The sequence below is a fragment of the Mycobacterium branderi genome (assembly GCF_010728725.1).
GTDB lineage: Bacteria > Actinomycetota > Actinomycetes > Mycobacteriales > Mycobacteriaceae > Mycobacterium > Mycobacterium branderi.
This window is the reverse complement of sequence record NZ_AP022607.1, coordinates 434,989-458,017: the sequence shown is the minus strand read 5'-3', so window position 1 is coordinate 458,017 and position 23,029 is coordinate 434,989. Positions and strand designations below refer to the sequence as shown.

Below are 23,029 nucleotides of genomic sequence, written 5' to 3'. Positions count from 1 at the left end.
GTGGGTGGGGCCGCTCCACGTAGAGTCGGGCGGGTGGTGTCGGCCCGGCACGGTTACGGTCATGCGCTGGCGCGGCTGGGCCTTGTCGCAGCGGTTGTTTTCACCGGCGGTGGGTGCACAGCGCACCACCAGCAACCGGGTGCTGCGCCGGTCACCCTTACTGCGGCCCCGGCTGAGCTCGGGGTGCGCGCCAGATCGGTTGGCGCGCTGCGTACCCGGGTTGGCAAACGTCGACGAGAACCTCTTCGGTGAGGTCACCGTGTACAAACCCTTTGCCGGCTTCGACGCGCTGCCACCGTCGGCGGCCCGGGAGGCTGCCCCCCAGCAGTGCCGGTATCTGCCGAGGTTCGGAGCCAAGGACAGCCCAGAAGGTGTCGAGGCGATGAGATTGACCTTCTCCCGCGAGTGAAGATCGCGGGATTCCCTATGCCGCTTGCGCGTCATCGGGTCTTCTCGCTTGCGCGAGCACACCCGTGGTGGCGGGTGTTGCCTCCGGCCCGGAGGTGTGCGCGGGCTGGGTGGCCCGGGCGAGGATGGTGCTGGCTGCCTGGATATCGGCGTGGTCTTGGTGGCCACATTGCACGCACCGGAATTCCGCTTGGCTCTTACGGTTTTCCTTCACGCTGTGGCCACAGTTGCGGCACTCCAGACTGCTGTACGCGGCCGGCACCTCGATGAGGGTGGTGCCGGATGCGGACGTCTTGTGTTGCAAACGCTGGGCGATCACACCCCAGCAGTTGGCGTAGATACCTTTGTTTAAACCCGCTTTCGCGGCTTTCCCGTTCGGCAGGTAGCGGCCTTCGTTGTCCGGGTCGGGTTTGGGTTTCGGCGCGCGCACCATAGTGCGGGTTGGCAGTTTCTCCACCGCGATCACGCCATAGGTCGCGGTGATCCGCGTCGTGGTCTTCTCGACCCAGTCGCGACGCCGATCCGCCACCCTCGCGTGCAGTTTGGCGATACGGGCTTTCACCTTGCCACGCCGCATACTGCCTTTGCGGCAGTTGGCCAGCTGACGCTGTAGGCGCGCCAGCATCTTCTGCTCGCCGCGGCGCATGACCGGCGCCCGCAGCATCGTGGCGTCCGACAACGCCAGCGTTGTCTTCACGCCCCGGTCGATGCCGACCAGGCGTTCCTCACGCCCCGGCGTGCCCGGCACCTGTGGCTGAGCAGCCGGGAAGCTGACATGCCAGCGGCCCGCCTTATAAGTGATGCGGGCCATGCCGAGCTTGCCATCCGGCACCGGGCGGCAGAGCCGGAACTTCACCAGCCCCAGTTTCGGGACAAACACCTGCGCCCATTTACGATTCACCGTCTCCACACGGCTGTCGCGAACGCAGAATCCCTCGTCGAGATGTTTACGGCGCCATGTCGGCCGATCGTGGGTGTGATTGAAAAACGCCGCCGCCGCGCGGTCGAAATCCCGCAAAGCTTGCTGCTGCACCGCCGAGGATCCCGCCGCCAACCACCCGAACTCCTGCCGGGCTTCAGCAAGTTGTTTCTGCCGGGCCGCCGGACCCGGCCCGCGCCGCCCCCGCCCACCGCAATTGAATTGCTCGACCGCCAGATTCCACACAAAACGGGCATCGGCGCAATGCCGCTCCAACATGAACACCGCCTGCCGGGCAGTCGGATACATGCGGTAGCGGTGCGCCATCGCTACGCCGCCGTCGGCTTTCGGGCGCCGGCGAGTTTCTGGTTCTCCACATAGCAGCGCACCACATCCAGCGGCGCCCCTCCCACGGTGCAGACGAACCACGACGGCGACCACAAGCACCTCATCCGCGCCAGATACGGCAACTCCTGCCGCAGCCGCCGCGAGAAACGGCCTTTCAGGATCTGCACAAATTGCGATACCGCTACCCGCGGCGGCAACTCGACCAGCAGAGCCACGTGATCGGGCATCGTTTCAACCTCGATCACCCTGCCGCCGAACTCACAAACCACCTCGTCGATGATCTGCTCCAACCGCCGTTCGCCTGCGCCGCCCAGCACACGGCGGCGATACTTCGGACACCAAATCACATGGCACTTCACCGAAAACACCGCTATACGCCTCGACCGGTACCGCATGAACCTCACGCTAAACCACACCTACGACAACAACGGCCCGCTACGCAGACCAAAAACCGGGACCGGCTACCCCCCGACTGAAGTCGAGGGCTTGCGCCGAAGAACATTCCGGTCAACAGCAGGGCAACTCAGGGCGGTGGGGTCTATCGGTTGCCGACGCCGCCGCTGCCGCTGACCACTCTCGATGAGCTGCTCGCCGAGACGGTGCGCCGAACCAACGCGACCTAAGCGCCGGTGGCCCGGCGGTCTGAAACGACGGAAGCGATCCTGAAGTTTGATCACCGCCAAGTGCCGTGATCAACGGTGCTCGGGCACCATTCCGACCATATCGCTCGAGCTGCATTGCGCGACAACGGCACCGGCGACAGATTGAATGTCCGCCAGGTATTTGTCGTGGGCGCACGGTGATTCAATGATGCGCGGGCTGCCGCCGGGCCGATTCGGGTCCACGAGTTCGAAACGGCGCGGATGGTCGTATGGGTTGGTGATGAGCAGGCTGTTTCTGAGCCAGACCGTTTCGAGATCCTGCAGTCTGCCCGGGTTGGTGCGAATCAGTACCGGTGTCGATCGATGGTGGTGGTAGTCGCGCAACACCCAGGTGCTACCGCCACCGTAGACCAGTAGAAAACCGTTGTGGGGGACAGACACCGGGTAGGCGCCGGGAACTTCATCGATGATCTTTCCGGCCGGATCCATCACGCGGGTCGCATCCGCCGGTGCGCCGTCCTCTGGTGGCTGTTGTTCGATCACGTACGCGTCTGGGCCTGCTCTCGGGGTGTAGTTACCGGGCACGTCGATGGTGTTGCCGGTGTGAGCATCCACGATCGACGGTTTTGCGCAGCTGAACCCGAATTGGCCGGGCGTCCCGGGGCTCAGAGTCGGATTGCTGCAGGAGATGGGCCGGCTCCAGCGCAGTTCGCCGGTCGCTGGATCCAGTGAGTGAAGGCGAGTCCGGTCGGGGCCATCGCTGGTGGAATCCGCCGTGAATACGGCCATGCCGAGCGCGTCGACTGATCCGGTTGCTGCGGTCACTTCGCCACCGCCGTACTGGCGGCGCCACAGCACCTCGCCGGAGCTGCCGTCAAATGCAATCAGCCCGTAGTACAGGAACACGACGACAATCCCTGATGCGTCGTCGCGATCACGGCGCACCACCAGAAGCCGTCCGCTGGTCCCGTAATCGCCGATGTGCCAACGTTTGGCTCCGGTTGAGCCGTCGTAGGCGGTCAGCCCTTTGCGGGTGTCGATGATGAAACCGTTGCCTGCGGCATAGATGTCGGCGGTGTGGTCATTGGGGTCGAGGGGGATCCGGTAACGAACGGGCCCAATGGCATCGGGAATTGCGGCCGGCGTTGTGGCGGCGGCGGTGAGCTGGGGCCGCCAGACGCCGGCCCTGTAGTGGCGGACCGACCGGTAGGTGAGCGCCGGAATGGCCACGGCGACGACGAGGCAGGCGCACAACGCTGTTCGACTGCTCAGGTAGCGGGTGAAGGCGGCCGTGGCCACGCCCAACGTCGCCGCCGCGACGGCGGCAAGCATTGCGGCAGCCGCGATCACCGTGGCCCCGGTGGAATCCACGAAGGCGAGTGCGTCACGAGACTTGTACAGGCCGAAGACATTCCAGGCACTCCACCCGCCCAACCCCACGGCGACACAGCCAGCGGCTACGCCCATACGCTGCACAGACGGGTATCGCCGCACCAGCCGGCTGGCGACCAAGACAAGCACACACACTCCGGTCACGATGGCGGCAACGCCCATACGGGTCAGGGGCTTCGACATGAAGTCGTGCGGCGACCGCACAGCCCACATGGCGATCGGCGCGATGAACGCTGCCATTGCCGCCGCGATCGCCGCACCGACACCGACGCTGACCACCACCCGACGCACTCGACCGGGCCGCGAGTTGGTCGGGGGCGATTCCTCTGCCATGCGCTAATCGTATTGGCCACCAGCTCAACCGATTGGCGGCAATATTCGGGCCGTGCACGCCGTGTGCTCAGTTCACCGTGGTTGGACGCAACCGGCCGCCACATGGCCGGCGCCGGGCTATTGCAAAAACAGGGGATCGGAACGGTTGATGCACGGCTGTTTTGCTGCCGTCAATGCCGGCCAATTACCAGTGGATTGCCGGACCCTGGTGTTACAGAACGTATTTCAGGCATCGAACACATTAAGCATCGATTCGCTTACTGGGCGAAGGATCTGACGCAGATCTGCTACGTGACTTCCATGTCGCCGCGCTACGCGATCAACGCTTATCGACCGATGCGGGCAATGCATTTGAAGTGCGGTGGTGCTGCCCGATGCGTTGGCGCCTCGGAGGCCCGGCCGGCCGGTGGACCGTTCAAACCGTCGGGCCGCTGGAAGGCTGCGCACTGCGCCCGCCGCGACGTGACGCGGCTGGAAGCGGGTTAGCGCCGCCGACCGCTCCGCCGACCCGGGGTGGCCCCCAACAGCCCCGGGCTTGCTCCGTATACATGCGGTTCCGTGCTTCCCTGTGCCAGCCCCCGGCGGTGTAGCAGCCGCAACGGCAGTTTGCGCTGCCGGCGCCTCAGGGATCGGGTGCCGTCGTCGGCTGGCGATCAAGAAATAGTGCCGGGGTGCCGGTTTGCCGCGGCTTATGATGCCAATGCGTCACCGCAAAGGGTGGCGACATAGCGGTGCGCGGCGCCGCCACGTCGATGATGTGCCGCGTGCCCCCCAGGAGGTTGGTGTGACAGGTTGGTCCGATCCGCGCGGTGGCTACGGCGGCCCGGGTCCGAGCGGCGGTAGCTGGCCGGGTCCCGGTCGCCAGGTCGAACCCGAGGCTCCCACCCAGGCGGCAACACGGCCATGGCAGCAGCCACCGCCGCCGCCCCCGGCTGCGCCGCCACCCCCGGCTGCGCCGCCGCCTGCTGCGACACCACCGCCGGGTTGGTGGCAGGGGCCGCCGAGCACGTTCGGCCCGCCGCCCGGGGCGGCGCCACCTTTTGGCCCGCATCGCCGCAGCCGCAAGCCCTGGATCATCGGGGGTGCGGTAGCCGCGGCGATTATCGTCGTGATCGCGGTGGTGGCGGTGGTCATGTCGGGCGATGAAGGCTCGGGCGCGCGGTCGGGCGGCGATGCGGTAAAGGGCTATTTGGATGCGCTGGCCCGCGGCGACGCCGCCGCCGCCCTGTCCTACAGCCAGGATCAGCCCGCCTCAACGGACCTGCTCACCGACGAGATATTGAAAAAGCAGATCGCCAAATGGCCGATCAGCAACGTCAAGATCCTCGGTGATGATTCCAGCTTCGGCACCAGCAGGGTCCATGTGACGGCCAGCTTCGGCAGCCAATCCTCCGATACCACGCTGAGCGTCAAGAAAACCGAGCACGGGTGGAAATTGGAGCATGGCGCCATCAAGGTTGATCTCACCACCAACGTCGGCTCGGACAACAAGGCGCTGAAAACCGTGACGTTCTTCGGCCGGCCGGGCGCCCAGTCGGCGGTGTACGTGTTTCCCGGCTGGCAGGACGTCGGCTCATCCAACGACAATCTGGCTGTCACCACCAAACCGATGTTGCTTGACCGCCTTAGCTCCTACGGTGTCCCGGTTTTCAGCTCGGACTTCAAGTTCGAGCTCAGCGACGCCGGCAATAAGGCGGTGATGTCGGCGGTGGAGTCTGATCTCGAGCAGTGCACGAAGTCGAACTTGATGGACCCGCCGAATTGCCCGATACGGGTATACGATCCGACGATCGTGGACGGAACTGTGCAGTGGGGTAAACCCGACACCAGCGAACTCAAGATCAATTACGTTGACGCGTTTGCCTTGACCGCGTCGGTGGCCGGGAAGGTCACGTACCCGATTTCGGCCAAAGATGACAAAGGCGGAACAAAGACCGGTTCGGCCACCAGTTTCGTCAGCGCGAAAGCGGATATCTCGAAAAGCCCGCCGCCGATCGATTGGCAATAGCGGCTGCTCGGGCGCCGAACTCGATCACGGTGCGCGCCAACGGTACTGGGCTGGGGTCGGCACTGGCATCTCCCGTCGCGCAGCGCGCATGGATCGTTCGCCGACGATCACCGGTACGGTGATCGGATGCCCGATCATCGGCGCCGACTGCTCACCGTCCTTGCCGGCGCACCCGGCGGACCCCTCGCCTGGGCCACCGCCCTGCTGCGGGCCGCAACGGCCCGGCTTATTGCGGCGAGCCGGCATTCACCGGCACCGCTACGGCGAATCCTGTGGGGGACAGGGCGGCAACCACACAATCGCGACCCCGTGGGCAGCGCCGATCCGGAGTCCGGCGATGGTGCCCCGCCGCGACGGTAATCCAAAGACCCGCCACGCCGGGGCGGCTTAGTGCCGGCGAGGGCGGGCGGGAAGCCGCTGGCGCATGCGCCGCACCGCTGGGTGGGCGGCGGTAGAGTCCGGCAGGTGAGCGCTCCCGCCAACCCGACCACGCCGACGGCAAAGACGTGCGCGTCGGCAGTCAGGGGGGATGGTCGCGTTGGGTAGGCGGATCAGCATCGGAAACCGATGAGCCAACAACAGTTAGCCGATCCGGTGGCCGATGGGCAGGCCTGGGCCTTGCGGCAGCAGGAGGCGTTCCCGCAGTGGGTCGCACGTCACGGCGGAGGCGATCCGGATCGGTGGGATTTCGGGCTGGATTCGCTAAACGTGCTGTCTTACATCGTCTTTGACCGATTTCCGACCCGGGAGGCGATCGACGACCCGGGCAACGCCGAATTCAGCGAGCCCGCCACCTGGTATCTCGGTGAAATCGTGCGGCGCAGTGATCCGAAAAAGCTGCGTTGGTCGCGCCGGGACTTCGGCTTGGATGCCGGTCACTACGTGGTGGAGCCAACAGCCAGGACACAGGCGTGGGCCGCGGAAAACCCGCAAGGGCACCTGCGGTCGGTGGCCTACCGCGGTGATCCGATGTGGTTGCGCTCCTATTACACCCATTACGTTGCGCCGCTGTGGGGTAAGCCGTGGCCGGCCTGGATCCACTCCAGTGAGACCGGTGCGTGGTCGTGGGATGAGACAGCGCAGCGGTGGGTATCGCAGCGTGACCGGTGGCGTCATAGCATCGCGGGTCTGCTCACGGTGCTGGCTGCGCAGCTACCGGATATCGCCCTGGACTATTCGACGGTCTCGCTGCAAGCCGTCGAGATCTTCACCGTCGCCAACGCCGCAGCCCAGGAACCCACCGTGCGCGACGCCGTCATCGCCTACGTGGGCGAGTGCCTGTTGCGTTCGGGTGGCGGCAGATGGATCTGGGATGAGCACCCCGAGCACCTCACCAACGGGTTCCCGGTGGCGCAGCGTTCGTTGACGACCGTGTCGCCGGCCCACCTCATCGAATACGCCCGGGCCCGCCGCGACGGCCAAACCTTCGCCCGCGTGCACCGCGCCTGGATCGCCGACACCGAGGACAACCGCCGGCGCGGCGATCAGCACGCGCTGCAGCGTGAGCCGACGCCGGGGCTTGATCAGAGTTCAGAGCAGCCCACTCCCGCCGAACAATGGGCCAGCCAAAGGCGTAACCGGTTTGCGGACTGGATCGCTCGCTACGGCGCCGGACAGGCGTGGGACTTCACCACCGATTCCCTCGATGCGCTTGCCGAGGTGGTGCTCGAGCACTGCCCGGCCGGCACCTCGCTGCTCGACGCCGCGACCGGGCAGGATTTCGTGGACGGCGCCATCTGGTACCTCGGTGAGACCCTGCACCGGGCCAAGCCGTCGCGGTGGTCGTTCAGCGCTGAAGTCGCCGAGGTTACCGGCCGCGCGCCGACGGGCCTCAATATCTGCGCCAACGTGCCGTTCGACGGCTACCCGGCCGGCTTTCCCCTCGCGGTGTATCTGCTGGAGGAGCTCGACGGTGTCGTGCGGCCCACGTTGCTCTGGGAGCCCGACGTGCCGCAGACGAACCCGAAACGGTTGCGCGACACCTACGATCTGTGGGTCACCGCGTTGATCCGCGAACGAATCTCGCAATCGCAGAAGCGCCGTGAGCAAGCCAGGCGGCGCGCCGGCCGCAGGCGCTCCGACGAGGAAACGTTGTCGCGGTGGCTGACTGCCCGCACCGACGGGTTTCCCGGCTGGGTCGAGCGGTTCGGGTCGGCACAGGACTGGGATTTCAGCGTCGATAGCCTCGACGCGTTAGAAGCGCTCATCAGGCGGCGCGCCTCGGGTCCCGAAGAGTTACTCGAAGACAAGGTCAACGCCGACTTCGTCGAAGGCGCGGCATGGTATTTCGGCGAAGTGTTACGCCGCCACGATCCTGACGGGTCGCGCTGGTCTTTCGAACGCAGTTACCACCCGGAGCCTTACCTGTCCGGCGGGCGCGCGACCCATGTCGCCGAGCATCTGGCGACGGTGTATGCCGGCGACGGCGGTGTGTTGCGCCGCTGGTGGGAGGCTGCACGCACGCTCAGAGAGCGTTAACAGCGGGCGGGCAGTGATCATCCGTAGGAACTTTGCAGTCGGCAAGCCGGTCGCGTCGCGAGGCTGGGATCACTTGTCGCGCAGGGCGATTACCCGCTGTCGCAGCGCGCAGGCGTCGATGCTGCGCGGGTCGATGGGGTCACCGAAGTGGGCCAGCATGGCTCCCCGGCGGAAATGGCCGTTCTTGGGCAGCACCGCTGCGGTGCCCCGCAGCCCGACCGGGATCAGCGGGACGTTGCAGTCGCGGGCCAACCGCAGTGCCCCGGTTCGAAAGTCGCCGATGCTTCCGTCACGGCTGCGGGTGCCTTCCGGATAGATGACCACGGCGCGTCCGGCGGCCAGGGCGGGTTTGGCGGCAGCCAGCAGTGCGGCGTAGGCGCCGCCGGTGCTGCGGTGCACGGGCAGGGTACCGGCGAGGGTGGTTGCCAGAGCCCGCCGGATCGGCACGTCGAACCAGTAGTCGGCGGCGGCAGCGAACACCGGCCGCGTACTGGGCGGCAGCGCCGCCAGCAGGACCGCGGTGTCGGCGTGTGAGCTGTGGTTAGCGATCAGCACGCATCCGCCGGGGGCCGGCGGGCGCCCGCTGATGCGCAGGCCACCGGACAGTGTGCATATCACTCGCCAAAGACAGTGGCGTAGTAGGCAACCGATGATCATGGTGGTCTTCATGCCAGTAGGTGGGCCAGCGGAAGTACCAGTAGCAGCGAGTCGATGCGGTCGAGCAGCCCGCCGAAACCGGGCAGCCAGTCTCCGACGTCTTTGACCTGCGCCTGGCGTTTGACCATCGACTCCAGCAAATCGCCCAGCACGCCGCCGAACGCCACCGCGATCAGCCAGCCGACCGAGATGGTGCCCAGCAGCGTCAGCACAAGAAATGCCCCGATCACGGCGCCGGCCAGCCCGCCCACGGTCTTGTTGGGGCTCAGCGGCGACAGCGGGCGGCGGGCCCAGGCGAAGCGCCGCAGGCCTTTCCCGCCGCACCACGCGGCCACGTCGGTGGCCGCGGCGGCGAAGCAGACCAGAAATGCGTTCTCCCACAGCACCACCAGATGTGCCAGCGACCAGCAGATCCACACCGACCCGAAAGCGGTGAATGCGCTGCGCCGCCCGCCCTCGGCCGCGTCGCCGGCCAGCACGGCCGGCAGCGCGCAGGCCAGCACCACGATCGCGGCGAGCCCCAGCAGCTGCGGGCGCCACAGCGCCGCAACCGGATACAGCAACGCCAGCCCCAGCAGTACCGCGGTGTCGGTGCGACCCAGTTTGGTCAGTCGGGCATATTCCACGACGGCGATCACCGCCAATGCGGCGGCGAGCACGGTGGTTAAGCCGCGGCCCCACCAGATCGGGATCCCGACCACCGGCACGATGAGTACCCAGGTGGTCCACTTTTCGATGAGCTCTCGCCGCCGGGAGGCCAGCACCACGATGCCGGCTGCGGCCAAAATGATCAGGGTCACCCAGAAGAAGAACACCGAGCGGCCGACGATGTGGAAATGCAGTGGGCCCCAGTCGATGTGCATCGGCAGGTTGCGGTTGCGGTGCAGCAGGCGCAGATACTCGTCGACCAGCATCGCTACTGCTCTTCGGACAGTGCGCGGTGTGCGCCCGCCAGCCGGGTGCCGGCGGTGAGTAGCGATCCGGTGACGATCAGCGCCGAGATCCAGCCGATACCGGCCGGGACCGCGGTGGCAACCACGATCGCCAGGCAGCGCTCAGTCTTGCCCAGCGGGCCGCCGTTGGGCCGGGTCGCGCCGGCCGCCGCGCCGGCCAGCGCGGCGAAAGTCGGCAAGCTCGCCGCCAGCGCGGCGAGCAACGTGCCCAGCACCGGCCACGAAAGCCAGTGCAGTCCGGCGCCGCCCTGGCGTGCCGCCCACACCGCCAAACCGGCGAATGCCAGCAGATCGGCGCTGCGGTCACCGATTTCGTTGACGACGAAGCCCCACGGCCGGCTCACGTTGCGGGCCCGGGCGACCGCGCCGTCAAGGTTGGCGCCGGCCAGGCGGATCGCCAAAAAGACGGCGGCGAGCACCCACCAGCCCGCGCCGATCGCGGCGGCCGCGGCGCCGGCGGCCGCCACCCCCACCGCGGTGAACAGGTCGGGCGAAAGTCGGTGGGCGACCGCCATTGTCACGATCGAGGACAGCCGGCGGGTGTACCAGGGCTTGAGCCCGTACAGCCCGTTCATTGCCGGTCTTTCCCAAGGGCGGTGGCCGGGCCGGTCATGCTCGAGACACTTCGTCGGCGATCTTGGTGACCACCGCGGCTGCCTGGTTGGTCACGTCGAATCCGCACCACATCGCGTCGATGATCACGTTGTTGCGTGATCCCATCGCCCGCTGGCATCCCCAGCCGCCGGTGTCTTCTTCGGTTTGCATCATGGTGAGCGTGGTGGGAGTGCTCGCGACGTCGGCGAAATCCCAGGTGACCGGGTCGCGGTCGGGGCGGGTCACGGTGAGCGGCCTGTTGGCGCACTGCGACCAGCGCTGCTTGGCCTGCCCGAAGTACTGCTGGGCCGAATCAGCGTCGCGGAAGCCGACCACGGCCTGCAGGAGAGTGTGCTGGGCGGGGGTGTCATCGGCGGGGGCGTCGTTGAGAAGCTGGCCTCGCACCGCATTCCAGTTGCTGCCCTCATAGACGGCGTCTTCGATCGGCGCGTACGCGTCGAGGCAGTTGACGTCGGTGATGACGTCGTCGTCGCCCATCATCTGGGAGGTCGACTTACGCAGCACCAGCTTCGTTTCGCCGCCGATCGCGTTGACGTCGGCGCCGCTCAACAGCAGATCGTCCAGGCGGGTGGTGGGGATGGGCGGCGGCTGCCAATGACCGATGTCGGGGGCCGCCACCGGATGTCCCGGGGCGGTGACCGTGCAGCCCGCCAGCAGCACCGACATGCCGACTGTTACCAGCGCGATGCCGCGCGCCGCGGCGCCGCGTGTCGTTTTGTGGCCGGCGGAGCGCCGGGGCTCACCGCTAAGCGGTGTGCCCTTCATCGAAGCGATAGCCATGGTGGAACCTCTTAACTGTTGCGCTAACTGCTTCAGGATGGGCCGACCATACCATGCCTAACCGTAGCGTTGCAACACTTATATTTCGGTTTCCTGAGGGCGAGATGTTCCCAGCGCATGGGGGGCCTACTGCTCCGTGCCTGGTTGTGCCCGAGCTGGGGAGCAAAGGCCCGGGTGAATGCCGCTGCGCAGCTGGTCACAGCTTTTGTTGCGTTACTGTTGCGCTGCTACGTGATGCGCTTGGCTTGCCGCTTATCTCGCGGGCGGCACCAGGGAGGTGATTTCGGCGTTGTCGGGCGATGCCTGCACCAGGGTTTTGCCGATCGTCCACATCGGCGGCGAGTGGGGGATCTGCCAGACGACATCGCAGGTGTTGGTGTCGACCGCGATCAGCGGATCGGAGCCGGCGGAATGGTAGAACCGGCCGATCACGATGGTTCCGTCGGAACCCACGAAAGTCGTATCGTCCAGCGGCAGCCCATGACACGACGAGACCCGCGATCCGGTCTTGAGGTCGAATTTGTCCCAGACAGCATCCGGACTGTCGGGGTCGCCGGTGGTCCGCGCGTACAGGTACGGGCCCAGGAATCTGGCAGCGTGACCGGTTAACCGCGTTTGCACCACGGCCATTGGTGCGCCGCGGTGGTCGAACACCAGCTGCGTCTCATCGCGGCGATTCAGGTTGAAGGTCAGCACGGGTAGTTCACCCACATCTGATGCCGTGGCGATCGCATGGCCCGGTGTCCGGTATTGGCCGGCCTTCGCCCCGCGCTGGTCGTAGAACTCGAACAGCTCCGGGTCTTCCTTGCGGTTCACAACATAGCCGCCCATGAACAGCTTGACCCATCCGTCGATCGCCTCGGCCACCACGGTGCCGTCGGCCACGGAGAACACGCTTGGCGGTCGGTGCCCCTTGCTGGTCATCGCGAGGTTGGACGGCGGGTCGCCGGGGAAATCCTTCTTCGGGAACAGGTACAGGCCCGTACCTTGCCCGGCGACGAACCAGCTCCGCTGGCCCTGATCACCGATCCCGTAGGTGCCCACGTCGTATTGGGACGCTATTGCGTAGTCGCCTGCCTGCGTCACCTCGAAATGGGGCGGCTCTCCCTTGTTAGGACGCAGATCGGTGGGCCCGTGCGCGATGACCTTGCCCGCATCGGCGTCGATTACCCACACATCGCCCAAGTCGGCGCCCGAATCGATGTCGCCGATCTTAGTCAGGCAGACGACACGATGCGGGCCGTTGACGTAGCAGTCGGCGTAATCGCCGCCGATCTCCACAGGCGCGAATACTGTTGCGCCGCTGGAGACATCGACTCCCAGCACCCATGTCCTGGTCGGCAGGTCAGCGCGCTCGATTGCTTCGATGGTGAAGTAAGCCTTCTCAGCGACATTGCCGAAATACTCGATGCTCGATACGACCGCGTCCGCAGGCAGCATCGATTTCACGTCGACGCGCCAACCCCGCACGGGCTGTGATCGCAGCGGCGGCAGCAATACCTGGCCGGGCACGCCGGGCCGGCCAGCATAGTTGACCGGCGGCAGGTGCACCCCTGCGATTCGGGGCAAGAAGCCGGGCTGAATCCCGAACACCACGACCCCGACCATGAGCAGCACCACCACAGACGCGGCGCTCACCCCAAGCACCCAGTACCACCGGCGTCGCCGGCGCTGACGCGGATCGACCCCGGGTGGGGGCGCCCAGCCGTATCCGGGTGGCGGGCCCCAGCCGTACCCGCCCGGCCCGCCGCTTGTGTACACGCTGCCCCCTTGGCCCATTGCCGTTGCGACAAAATCTCGAACAGTAAACCAGCAAGTCAGCGCTGCTGATGAAGGAGCGGGGCAAGCCTCCGGCCAAATCCGAAGCGGCCCAGGGCCGAAGCGGTGGCAAACCGGGCGGCCACGGCGCTGTCACTGGGCCGGTGCGTGGGCAATTGGTGCCGGTGACGGTGCCGAACCGCGGTTAGGCTTTCGCAATGACCCAGGTGGAGGCACCGCCGGACGAAGCGCCGAGTGAGGCCGCGCGTGCCGTGGGGCGCGGCATCCGTTGGGCGGTCCTGGGATTCGGCATCGGCTCTCTGATCGCCGCGCTGGCCGTCGCGCTGTACACCGCGGCGGTCGCCACCCGGTCCGCCTGCGCCGACTCCGCCTGCACCAGGATCACACATCTGGCGACAACGCTGGCCTGGGTGGTGGTCGCGGGCAGCGCCGTGGTCCTGATCGGGCTGGCGGGAACGTCACGAACTCGCGGGCCGGTCCGCGTCGCGGGCAGGTGGGCGGTTCGCGTCGCGGCGGCCGCTTCCGGCGCGGCGCTGTGGGCCGGCTACTGGTGGAGCGACTTCCCGGCGCGCCGATCCGAGGCGGCGGGCTACCTGCCGGTGTCGATGCAGATGTGGACGCTTCCCCCCGCGGTGTGTCTGGGCGTGCTCGGATCGCTCGGCGTCGCGGTGGCGCTCAGCCCGGGTGTGCGCCGGCCCGATCGCCTCGGCGCCGTCGGAATCATCGTCGGTGTGGTGATCACCGCAGGCATCGCGGTCACGCTGATGGGACCGGCGCTGCCTAAAGGACGCGACAGCACCTACCTCGACGCGACCACCGCGGCCCCCGCACCCGTCCCCGCTACACCGGCGCGGCTGGGCCCGCAGCGCTTCGCGAAACAGCTGGACGGATCGGCGTGGAACCGGCCCTTTGAGAGTGCCGGCGCGGGATACGTTGTCCTGCAGCCCTATCACGACACTTCAACGCTGGCCGTGGTGGCCTATGACGCGGTAGGCCATGAGCGCTGGCACTTCCGCCGAGCCGGTCCGGGTCGCACACGCGTCACCGACATGGCGGTCTACGACCACGGCCGCGTCGTCGTGGCGGCCATCGAGGCCCCCAACACGATGCTGGTCGGCCTCGACGCGCTCACCGGCGCACAGCTGTGGACATCGAGCGACCCAACGGTGCGGGCCGCCTTCGGTACCCATGACAAAGGACGCTCCCTTTTTCTCGTCGCTCGAGACGACCAGCACTGGACGGCATTCAACGCCCACACCGGCCAACAAAGCTGGCAGATCCCCGATCCCGCGCACTGCGGCCCTGGCGCGCGGGAGCCGCTGGATCAACTCCGGATGCGCGGCGAGCCGAAATTGCGATGGCGCGTGGACACCGATACGCGGCTGGCCACCGTTGTCGACTGCTCGACCGCACAACAGGTGAATCTTCGGCTGTTCGCCGTCGACCCGACCACCGGTGCGGTCGTTACCGACCGGCCCGTCGACATCGCCAACGGGTTCACCCGCCGCGACATCCGCGCCTGGATGGCGAGCCCGGTCGGACAGCTTGGTGTTGCCGTCCAATTCGCTCTGCGGGACGCACCGGGCTGGGCTCTGGTGTACCTCAACTACGACACCGGGCGCCAGGTGGACCTCGGCAAAGACGAACCTGAGTACACCGTCACCTCGGGCGATTTCCTGACCCGATCCGCCGCCGACGGGGTCACAGTCACAGTCCGCGCTCCCGACGGGTCGCCGCGCTGCACCTTCAGGCTGCCGGGCCGCTACGGCGTTCCCCTGGCGTTTCTGAGCGATGAGATCCTCATGTGGGACGTCCCCAAACCGCAACAGCCGGTGATCCACGCGTTCGACCGCACCACCTGCCAAGAACTCGGGCGGCAGCCGACGCCCCTCCTTCCCGGCCAGCGCTTCGAGTTCTTGCGGGTCGTGGCGGGAGCGACGCTGATGGTGCTCACCGATGAAAGTCACCAGACGGCGATTGTGGGCTACGGTGCATAGCCATTCGGGGACCCGCGAGAAAGCCGACTTGCCGATGTATTGCGAGAACGGAACTGGATATCAAGCTGGGTCTGCCGATCACCGAATGCGCACTCTGATCCCGCGTGCTGCGGGTAGTCCCGCAGCACTGCGTCGCAGCGCCGCGCGCCTGATCGCGGGCGTAGCGGCTGCGGTGCTGGTGGCCGGTCTGGTCGGCTGCGGTGGTCCCCCCGACCGCCGGGCCGAAGCCGACCGGCTGCAAACGGCCATCGACGCCATGCCCGGTGTGAAAGTCGCGCACGTCAACTACGCCCACAGCTGGGACAGTGCCCTGCTCGACATCGACGTGTCGGTTCCCGACGCGACACCGCAACAAATCGCCGATGTGGTCAAGCGCATCAACACAATCCGCGGCGACGCGTTCAACGGATACGACCAGAGCGCCGAATTCGAGGTCATGGCCGACAAGCGTGGCACGATCCGCCGCGACGCCGAGCTCGACCCGGACAGCATCGCCGCCGACACCACGCAGGTGCGACGGCTGGCTTCGGCGGTGACCGGCACAGTCAGCCTCGCCCGCGGCGACAAGACGGGAACCTATCTGGGACTTGGGGGCGTCTCCACCCCGATCGATGACACCCTGGCCGCGGTGCGCGCCGAGTTCGGCGATTCGATCCCGAAGGTCGACATCCAGCCGCCCTCCGGCGGCTTCGGCACCGTCGGCGCACCCAAATGGACGGTGATGTTTCCGTTCAGCGCCGACGATCAACGCCGCATCGACCAACAGCTATCCGCAATTCCGTTGGGTGTCACCGACATTGAGGTTGGCCCCGGCGCGGTATTCACCAAACTGGTTGTCGAGGTGAGCAACCCTGCAAACGCTGACGCCGACCTCGCGGCCACCATCGAGGCGACCCGTGCGGGCCCCGCCCATCCGATGTGGCTGATGTTCCATCTCAGCGATGCGCAAAAACCCACCGACTGGCCGGGCAGCGTCGACGTGGGTGGCTGCAGCTACGCCAACAGTGGCTACACCGACAGTGAAAAAGAAAACCATCCTGAAAAGTTCCTGTCCGCACAGACAGTTGCTCTGCAGCAACGACTACGGTCACGGTTCGACACCTGCCGGCACTAAGGCTGCTCGGTTTGCGCCCGGGCATGGTTAGCCCATGGGCAGTGTTTGCGCCCAGCTGCGGATCTCGGGGGTAACCGGGTCAGCGATGTCGTTGAATTCGGGGTTCTTCTCCAGCACACCGGCCACCATCGGGCACACCGCGACGATCCGCTTGCCGTCGGCGCGGGTGGCCTCGAGCGCTTCGCGTACCAGGATGGTGGCCAGGCCGCGTCCACCGAACTCGTCGCTGACCTCGGTGTGGTAGAAGACGCGCTGGTCGCCGCGGTCGGCGACGGCGGCGTGCCCGACCGTCTTGCCCTCGACCGCAATGGTGTATTTGCCGTCTGCGGGGCTGACGGTGGTGGGGGCGCCGGTCTTGTCGGTGGTCATCGGGGGTCCTTTCGGCTGGGCTGCGGGCGGGGCCGCAGCGTGGCGGTCGGTAGCGGGGGAGCGGGCAAGCGTGCGGGCGAGCCGCGGTAGCCCTCGACGGCGCCGAAGCGTGCATCGGCGTCGCCCCACAGTCGACGGTATTCGACGATGTCGTCGTGGCTTCGCCCGACGAAGTTCCACCACATCACTAGCTGTTCGGTGAACGGGGCGCCGCCCAGCAGCAGCGCCCGGGCCGGTCGCTTATCGGTGTTGTGCAGCTGCAGTGACGAGCTGCCCGGGCCCTGGTAGGCCAGCTCGCCGGCGTCGAGTGCCATCCCGGCGATGCTCAGCGGGCCCTGATCGCACAGCACGCCGTGTTCGAACGCCGGGTCGACGTCGAGCACCAGCTGAGCGCCGGCGTCCAGGTCGATCTGTGCCCCGAGCAGCGGGGTGAAGGTGTGCACAGGGGAGTGGGCACCGGCCAGCTCGCCCAAGAACACCCGCAGCTGCGCGCCGGGCAGCGAAACCGGTTCGGGCACATAGTGAGTGAAGTCGCGGCCGGTGTCACGGTCGGAGTCAGGCAGCGCCACCCACAGCTGCGCGCCGTGCAGAATCGGTGCCACATCGGCATGGATCGACACCTCGGAGTGGCAGATCCCGGCGCCGGCGGTCATCAGGTTCAGCTCGCCCGGGCGAACCGTGGCGTGCACGCCGGCGCTGTCGCGGTGCTCAATCTGGCCGCTGAACAGCCAGCTGACGGTTTGCAGCCCGGTGTGCGGATGCGGCGGCACCACCATCCCGGGTGAGGTGCGCAGATCGTGCGGGCCGTAGTGGTCGGCGAAGCACCACGCGCCGATCAGCGAGCGTTGCCGCTGGGGCAGTGTGCGCCGGACCCGGATCGCGCGTGGCCCGCCCAGTGGCACGTCGCGTGGGCGCAGCACCTCTGTGCCCGCGACATGTGCAGTGGCGCAGGCGACTTCGGCCGGCGCGGTCTCCAGGTTGCTCATCGCGGTGGCCGCAATACTTTCATGGCGGCCCGCATGAGTGGCTGGGGGATGCGGTCCTGCACCGACAGCGCGGCGGTGGCCGCCCGGGAACGCAGCGGGGTGCCCCGGCCGAATATCCGGTTCAGCGGCCCGCCGGTCGGCTCGATCTCGATGTGCAGCGGGGGAGCACCTTCGGAGGCGCCCAGTGCCTGGGAGATGACGATGCGCTGGATTTCGCTGGTGCCCTCGAAGATGGTGTACAGCTTGGCATCTCGATACCACTTCTCCACCGGGTGGTCGGTGATGTAGCCCCACCCGCCCAGTGTCTGGATGGCGCGCTCGGTGGCTTTGACCGCGACCTCGCTGGCGGCCATCTTCGACATCGAACCCTCGCCGCGGTCGAATGCGATGCCGTTGGCGGCCATCCAGGAGGCCCGCCAGGTCAGCAGCCGGGCGGCATCGATCTGGGTGGCCAGTTCGGCCAGCGGAAACGCGATACCCTGATTGTCCAGGATCGGCCCGCCGAACGCTTCGCGCTGGGTGGCGTAGCTGGTGGCGTATTCCAGGGCGGCGCGGGCGATGCCGATCGCCTGCGCGGCCACCATCGGGCGGGTCTGCTCGAAGGTGCCCAGTGTGGCCGAGCCGGAATGCTTACCGCCGGCGACGGCCTCGCGGGCCTTGGCGAGCTTGTGTTCGAGTTTGTCTTGTCCGCCAAGTAGATTGGCTTCGGGCACCCTGACCCCCTCGAAGCGCAGCTCGGCGGTGTGGCTGGCCCGGCAGCCCAGCTTGTCGAGCTTGCGCACCAACTGAAGGCCGGCGGTGCCGCCGGGAATGACGAACAGCGCCTGGCCGCGGTGGCCGAGCTCTTCGTCGACAACCGCGTTGACCACGTGCACGTTGGCGATGCCGCCGTTGCCGATCCACATCTTGTGCCCGTCGATGATCCAGTCGCTTCCGTCGCGGCGGGCCCGGGTGCGCAGGTTGCGTACGTCGCTGCCGCCCTCGGGCTCGGAGATCGCCAGTGCGGCCAGTTTGAGGTCGCCCGGTGTGCCGAAGCACTCCGGCGCCCACTGCAGCATCTGCTCAGGCGAGGCGGCCTGGCCGATGGCCGAGAGCGCCAGCGCTGGCATGACGATCGCCAAACCGATTCCGGCGCAACCCCAAAACAGCTCCTCCATGAACATCGGTAGCGACAGCCCGGTCGAATCCCCGATCAGATCGCGGTAGAACAGCGGACTGTAGAAACCGCGCTGGGCGGCCTCCTCGAGCACCGGCCAGGGGAACTCCTGGCGCTGGTCGTAGTCGAGCGCGACCGGCCGGATCACCGTTTCGGCGAACTCGTGGGTGCGCCGCGCCAGGTCGTGCTGTGCTTGCGTCGGTGTCAGGTCGAAACTCATGAATGCGCCCTCGCAGTCACGGCGGTGGCTCCAAGTCGCCGATCGCCTGGTTTCCGACAGTGCAGTTGCCGGTTTACCGCTGCGTCAAACGCCGCCGGCTCGGCGCCGGCGGCGATCACGGTGTGAATCACGTTGAAACAGCCGGTGCGGCGGTGCGATCCCGCCCCGGCTGAGCGGGCAGAACATCGCGAATTGGCAGGTGCCCCTGGGGCGGCGCCGATCGCCGTTCGGGGTCCAGGACTCGCTTACCGGTCTGTGTCGGCGGCGCGTTCGGCCGCTGTGGGAACACCGACCCGATGCAGCACAACGCTCATCGGGCACCAGCCCGCTGCGGCGTTGAGCAGCAGGTTCGCTCCCACCAGAGCGGTCAAGATGCGCCAGCGGGCGCTGTGCCGGCGGCCCAGGGCCAGGCTCGCCAGCACCACCGTTCCGGCCATCAGCCCTACGACGCGCTCAAGCGGCCAGCCTTGCGGTCGGGGCATGCCGAACGCTGCAGTCTCGAGTGTGGCTTGGCCTTGGTCGGTATTCATCGAATTTCACCCTCTCCCTTGACGATTGCGTGCCGAGGCTAGTGCCGCGGGTGAAGCTGGGCGCAGTCGCGTTACCCGACGCGGATGACTGGCGGGGCGCGAGCGGATGATTCGCGGCCACCAGAACCATCGTCCCAGCAGCGCGGCGACCGCCGGTGTCATCAGCGAACGCACCACCAGGGTGTCGAAGAGCAGTCCCAGGCCAATCGTGCTGCCGGCCTGGCCGATCGAACGCACATCGCTGGCGACCATGGACATCATGGTGAAGGCGAACACCAGGCCCGCCGCGGTGACGACGGCGCCCGTTTCACCCATCGAGCGGATGATGCCGGTCTTCAGCCCGGCGCCGATTTCCTCCTGGAACCGCGAGACGAGCAGCAGGTTGTAGTCGGAGCCGACCGCCAACAAGATGATCACCCCGAACACCGGCGCGATCCAGTTCAGCTCCAGGCCGAAAATGTGTTGCCACACCAACACGGACAACCCGAAGGCCGCCGCAAGCGACAGCAGCACGGTGCCCACGATCACCACCGAGGCGACCAGGGCTCGTGTGATGATAAGCATCACAACGAATATCAGCGTCAGTGCCGCTACTCCGACGATCATGATGTCGTATTTCGCGCCGCTTTGGATGTCGTTGTACACCGCGGCCGTACCGGTGAGGTAGAACTTGGCGTTGGCCAGCGGTGTGCCTTTCACCGCCTCGTGCGCGGCCCACAGTGCCGGCTTGACGGCCGCAATGCCCTTCGGAGTTGCCGGGTCTGCGTCGTGGGTGATGATGAACCGCGCGGCCTTGCCGTCCGGCGATAAGAACAGCTTCAGCCCCCGGCGGAAGTCCGGATTGTCGAATGCTTCCGGGGGCAGATAGAAGTAGTCGTCGCTCTTGGACGAGTCGAACGCCTGGCCCATCGCGCCGGCTGTCTCGGTCATCCGCGACATCTGAGTCACCAGCCCCGAAAAGCTGCTGTGCAGGGTCAGAAGGGTGGCCCGCATTGACCTGGAAACCTCGATGATCGGCGGAAACTGCGCGAGCATGTGCGGCAGCACTCGGTCGATGTTGTCGATGTCGCTCAGCAGTGCGTTCATGTTGTCGCTGAAGTGGTCGATGCCGTCGATGGCCTCGAACAGTGATCGCACTGACCAGCAGGCCGGGATGTTGAAGCAGTGCTGTTCGGAGTACAAATAGCTGCGAACCGGACGTGCGAAATCGTCGAAATCCGCCAGATGGTCCCTGATGTCGTCCAGGGTGGCTTGGGTGTTCACCATGTCGCCGGCCATGTGATGAGTGGTGCCGGCCAGCTGTCCCAGCTGTTGATGCAACCGCTGCATCGACGCGATCATCGCGCCGAGGTCGTCGCTCATCGTGAGCAGGTCGGCCATCCGGTCCTTCATGAACTGCAGATTTTCTTGTACCGGAATCGATTGCGTGCTGACCTGAAAAGGGATCGACGTGTGCTCGATGGGACTGCCCAATGGCCGGGTGATGCCCTGTATCCTCTCGACACCGGGTGTGCGGAAGATGTGTTTGGCTATTCGATCCAGGATGATCATGTCGCCGGGATTGCGCATATCGTGATCGCCGTCGATCATGAGGATGTCGGGATTCATTCTCGCCGGGCTGAAATGGCGCTCTGCGGCGGCGTATCCGATGTTGGATGCGCGATGGTGGGGGATATAGAAGCGATCGTTGTAGCTGATCTTCATGCTCGGCACGATGAGCATGCCGACAACAACGCTCAGCAGTGATGCCACAAAGATCGGTCCGGGCCAGCGGACGGTGGCGGTGCCGATGCGCCTCCATCCGTGTACTTTGATCATTCGTTTCGGGTCGAGAAGGCCAAACCGGCCGGCCACGGCGACGACGGCCGGCCCGACGGTGAGCGCCCCGGCGATCACGATGAGCAATCCCAGCGCGGACGGAATGCCCAGCGCCCGGAAATAGGCCAGCCGCGCGAAATGCAGACAAAACGTCGCTCCGGCAATCGTCAGGCCGGAGCCCAAGATGACGTGATAGGTTCCGGCGAACATCGCGTAATAGGCGGCGTCGCGATTTTCGCCGGCCTGGCGTGCCTCTTGATAACGTCCGATCAGGAATATTGCGTAATCTGTTCCCGATGCGATCGCCAACGACGACAGCATCGCGACGACGAATGTCGAAAATCCTAAAAGGTTGTGGTAGCCCAGAACTGCGACGACCCCGCGGGCGGTGCCCATCTCGATGAAGACCACGAAGAGCACCAGAAGTACGGTGCTGACGCGGCGATAGACGACAAAGAGCATGATCATGATGACCATGCCGGTCACGCCCATCATCTTGAACATGCTTTTGTCGGCGCTTTCGGTCATGTCGGTGGACAGTGCTGCCGGGCCGGTGACGTAGGCCGTGATTCCAACCGGCGGCGATGACTCGTCGACGATCTTCTCGACCGCGTCGACGGACTCGTTTCCCAACGTGCTGCCCTGGTTGCCGGCCGTGTGGATTTGCACGTATGCGGCCTTGCCGTCGCCGCTCTGAGCGCCACCGGCGGTGATCGGGTCGCCCCACAAGTCGTGCACGTGCTGCACGTGCCTGGTGTCCGCCTCGAGTGTTTTCACCAGCCCGGCGTAATAGCGGTGCGCGTCAGTGCCGAGTCCGTGGTTGCTTTCCAGGACGACCATCACGATGCTGTCGGAGTCGAATTCCTGGAACTTCGCGCCGATCCGCTTCGCGGCGATCATTGACGGCGCATCGCGCGGCGACATCGTGATCGCATGGGTTCTCGCCACTGCCTCGATCGGCGGGACGAGAACGTTCACCGCGACCGCCAGGCCCAGCCACGCCAGGATGATCGGCACCGCGAACCGGTGAACCGCCCGCATCAGCAACGGGCGCGGCTCGTCGGGGCCGTTCATGCCGCCTTCACCAGACAAAAAGTCTGGGCATGGTGCCCGGTGGAGGTCTGCTCATCCTTGAGCTCACCGTTGACCATGATGCGGCATCCGATGGTGTCGCTGTCACCCTGTGCGACGACGTCGGCGATGACGGCCGGCGTCGTCGTGGTGACGGTGAATGTCCAGGGCAGGCTGGTGAAATCCGCCTTCTCCGGCTGGGCATCCTCATTCAGATAGCTCACCCGTCCCGCGGTGTCGCGCGGCCCGAAAACCTGGTAGGTAACCCGCTTTTCGTGCAGCGACACCAGCGTCTGCGCGCTGGGCGATGTCGAAAATATTTCATCGGAGCCGAAAACGCCGCGGAGCCGATCGACAGCAAGGCCGCCGCCGGTGATTGCCGCGATCACGACCAGCGGTACCCAGACTCGCTTGAGGATGCTGAACATCGAAGTCCCCCTTCGCTATGTGGGGGGTTGGTTGCCTGCACGGCTTTGGTCAGCGGATCGACTGCGGC

The 23,029-nt window shown here is 66.4% G+C and carries 21 protein-coding genes; 7 read left to right on the top strand and 14 right to left on the bottom strand.

Annotated elements, in window-relative coordinates; all coding sequences use genetic code 11:
- Positions 1–61: 61 nt before the first annotated feature.
- Complete coding sequence (locus G6N47_RS27225) at positions 62–409, top strand: hypothetical protein (protein ID WP_083134012.1); 348 nt, start codon at positions 62–64, stop codon at positions 407–409.
- 15 nt (positions 410–424) lie between these two features.
- Here the strand turns inward: G6N47_RS27225 and G6N47_RS27220 are convergent, their stop codons facing one another.
- The 3 genes from G6N47_RS27220 to G6N47_RS27210 form a co-directional block, all read right to left on the bottom strand.
- Positions 425–1,654, bottom strand: coding sequence for an RNA-guided endonuclease InsQ/TnpB family protein (locus tag G6N47_RS27220; RefSeq protein WP_083134011.1), 1,230 nt, complete (start codon positions 1,652–1,654; stop codon positions 425–427).
- A 2-nt stretch (positions 1,655–1,656) separates the two neighbouring features.
- Positions 1,657–2,070: an IS200/IS605 family transposase gene (tnpA, locus tag G6N47_RS27215; protein WP_083134010.1), complete on the bottom strand. Its 414-nt coding sequence runs from the start codon at positions 2,068–2,070 to the stop codon at positions 1,657–1,659.
- 297 nt (positions 2,071–2,367) lie between these two features.
- Positions 2,368–4,002: an outer membrane protein assembly factor BamB family protein gene (locus G6N47_RS27210; protein WP_083134009.1), complete on the bottom strand. Its 1,635-nt coding sequence runs from the start codon at positions 4,000–4,002 to the stop codon at positions 2,368–2,370.
- A 102-nt stretch (positions 4,003–4,104) separates the two neighbouring features.
- Here G6N47_RS27210 and G6N47_RS27205 point away from each other — a divergent pair, with 102 nt between their 5' ends.
- From G6N47_RS27205 to G6N47_RS27190, 4 genes are all read left to right on the top strand, one after another.
- Entirely contained in the window at positions 4,105–4,488 is a 384-nt protein-coding gene (locus tag G6N47_RS27205) for a hypothetical protein (RefSeq protein WP_211281513.1), read from the top strand.
- Between the two features lie 298 nt (positions 4,489–4,786).
- Positions 4,787–6,010, top strand: coding sequence for a DUF4878 domain-containing protein (locus G6N47_RS27200; RefSeq protein ID WP_163659921.1), 1,224 nt, complete (start codon positions 4,787–4,789; stop codon positions 6,008–6,010).
- A 126-nt stretch (positions 6,011–6,136) separates the two neighbouring features.
- The gene (locus G6N47_RS27195; RefSeq protein ID WP_139799688.1) at positions 6,137–6,370 is read left to right on the top strand and encodes a hypothetical protein; all 234 of its coding nucleotides are present in this window, start codon (positions 6,137–6,139) and stop codon (positions 6,368–6,370) included.
- Between the two features lie 207 nt (positions 6,371–6,577).
- Positions 6,578–8,488 (top strand): hypothetical protein, encoded by a 1,911-nt coding sequence (locus tag G6N47_RS27190; RefSeq protein WP_083134007.1) that lies wholly within the window; start codon positions 6,578–6,580, stop codon positions 8,486–8,488.
- 69 nt (positions 8,489–8,557) lie between these two features.
- Here G6N47_RS27190 and G6N47_RS27185 read toward each other — a convergent pair whose 3' ends face one another.
- The 5 genes from G6N47_RS27185 to G6N47_RS27165 form a co-directional block, all read right to left on the bottom strand.
- Positions 8,558–9,106, bottom strand: a complete 549-nt coding sequence (locus tag G6N47_RS27185; protein ID WP_232080439.1) for a lysophospholipid acyltransferase family protein — start codon at positions 9,104–9,106, stop codon at positions 8,558–8,560.
- A gap of 47 nt (positions 9,107–9,153) precedes the next feature.
- Positions 9,154–10,059 carry a phosphatidate cytidylyltransferase gene (locus G6N47_RS27180; RefSeq protein WP_083134006.1) on the bottom strand — a complete coding sequence of 302 codons (906 nt, stop codon included), beginning with the start codon at positions 10,057–10,059 and terminating at the stop codon, positions 9,154–9,156.
- A gap of 2 nt (positions 10,060–10,061) precedes the next feature.
- Positions 10,062–10,673, bottom strand: a complete 612-nt coding sequence (locus tag G6N47_RS27175; RefSeq protein ID WP_083134005.1) for a CDP-alcohol phosphatidyltransferase family protein — start codon at positions 10,671–10,673, stop codon at positions 10,062–10,064.
- Positions 10,674–10,707: 34 nt separating this feature from the next.
- Complete coding sequence (locus tag G6N47_RS27170; RefSeq protein WP_083134004.1) at positions 10,708–11,493, bottom strand: sensor domain-containing protein; 786 nt, start codon at positions 11,491–11,493, stop codon at positions 10,708–10,710.
- A 252-nt stretch (positions 11,494–11,745) separates the two neighbouring features.
- Complete coding sequence (locus G6N47_RS27165; RefSeq protein ID WP_139799687.1) at positions 11,746–13,254, bottom strand: hypothetical protein; 1,509 nt, start codon at positions 13,252–13,254, stop codon at positions 11,746–11,748.
- 215 nt (positions 13,255–13,469) lie between these two features.
- Here G6N47_RS27165 and G6N47_RS27160 point away from each other — a divergent pair, with 215 nt between their 5' ends.
- Complete coding sequence (locus G6N47_RS27160) at positions 13,470–15,269, top strand: outer membrane protein assembly factor BamB family protein (protein ID WP_083134002.1); 1,800 nt, start codon at positions 13,470–13,472, stop codon at positions 15,267–15,269.
- 85 nt (positions 15,270–15,354) lie between these two features.
- Positions 15,355–16,383, top strand: coding sequence for a hypothetical protein (locus tag G6N47_RS27155; RefSeq protein ID WP_083134001.1), 1,029 nt, complete (start codon positions 15,355–15,357; stop codon positions 16,381–16,383).
- A gap of 27 nt (positions 16,384–16,410) precedes the next feature.
- On the opposite strand, the gene G6N47_RS27150 is transcribed toward G6N47_RS27155, so the two are convergent.
- The 6 genes from G6N47_RS27150 to G6N47_RS27125 form a co-directional block, all read right to left on the bottom strand.
- Positions 16,411–16,752 carry a GNAT family N-acetyltransferase gene (locus tag G6N47_RS27150; RefSeq protein ID WP_083134000.1) on the bottom strand — a complete coding sequence of 114 codons (342 nt, stop codon included), beginning with the start codon at positions 16,750–16,752 and terminating at the stop codon, positions 16,411–16,413.
- Positions 16,749–17,738 carry a pirin family protein gene (locus G6N47_RS27145; RefSeq protein WP_083133999.1) on the bottom strand — a complete coding sequence of 330 codons (990 nt, stop codon included), beginning with the start codon at positions 17,736–17,738 and terminating at the stop codon, positions 16,749–16,751. Before G6N47_RS27145 ends, G6N47_RS27150 begins: the two co-directional genes overlap by 4 nt.
- Positions 17,735–19,114: an acyl-CoA dehydrogenase family protein gene (locus tag G6N47_RS27140; protein ID WP_083133998.1), complete on the bottom strand. Its 1,380-nt coding sequence runs from the start codon at positions 19,112–19,114 to the stop codon at positions 17,735–17,737. Before G6N47_RS27140 ends, G6N47_RS27145 begins: the two co-directional genes overlap by 4 nt.
- A gap of 245 nt (positions 19,115–19,359) precedes the next feature.
- Positions 19,360–19,644 (bottom strand): YgaP family membrane protein, encoded by a 285-nt coding sequence (locus G6N47_RS27135; RefSeq protein WP_232080438.1) that lies wholly within the window; start codon positions 19,642–19,644, stop codon positions 19,360–19,362.
- A gap of 6 nt (positions 19,645–19,650) precedes the next feature.
- Entirely contained in the window at positions 19,651–22,536 is a 2,886-nt protein-coding gene (locus G6N47_RS27130) for an MMPL/RND family transporter (RefSeq protein WP_083133997.1), read from the bottom strand.
- On the bottom strand, positions 22,533–22,961 hold the full coding sequence (locus G6N47_RS27125; RefSeq protein WP_083133996.1) for an MmpS family transport accessory protein: 429 nt from the start codon (positions 22,959–22,961) through the stop codon (positions 22,533–22,535). Before G6N47_RS27125 ends, G6N47_RS27130 begins: the two co-directional genes overlap by 4 nt.
- Positions 22,962–23,029: the final 68 nt, after the last annotated feature.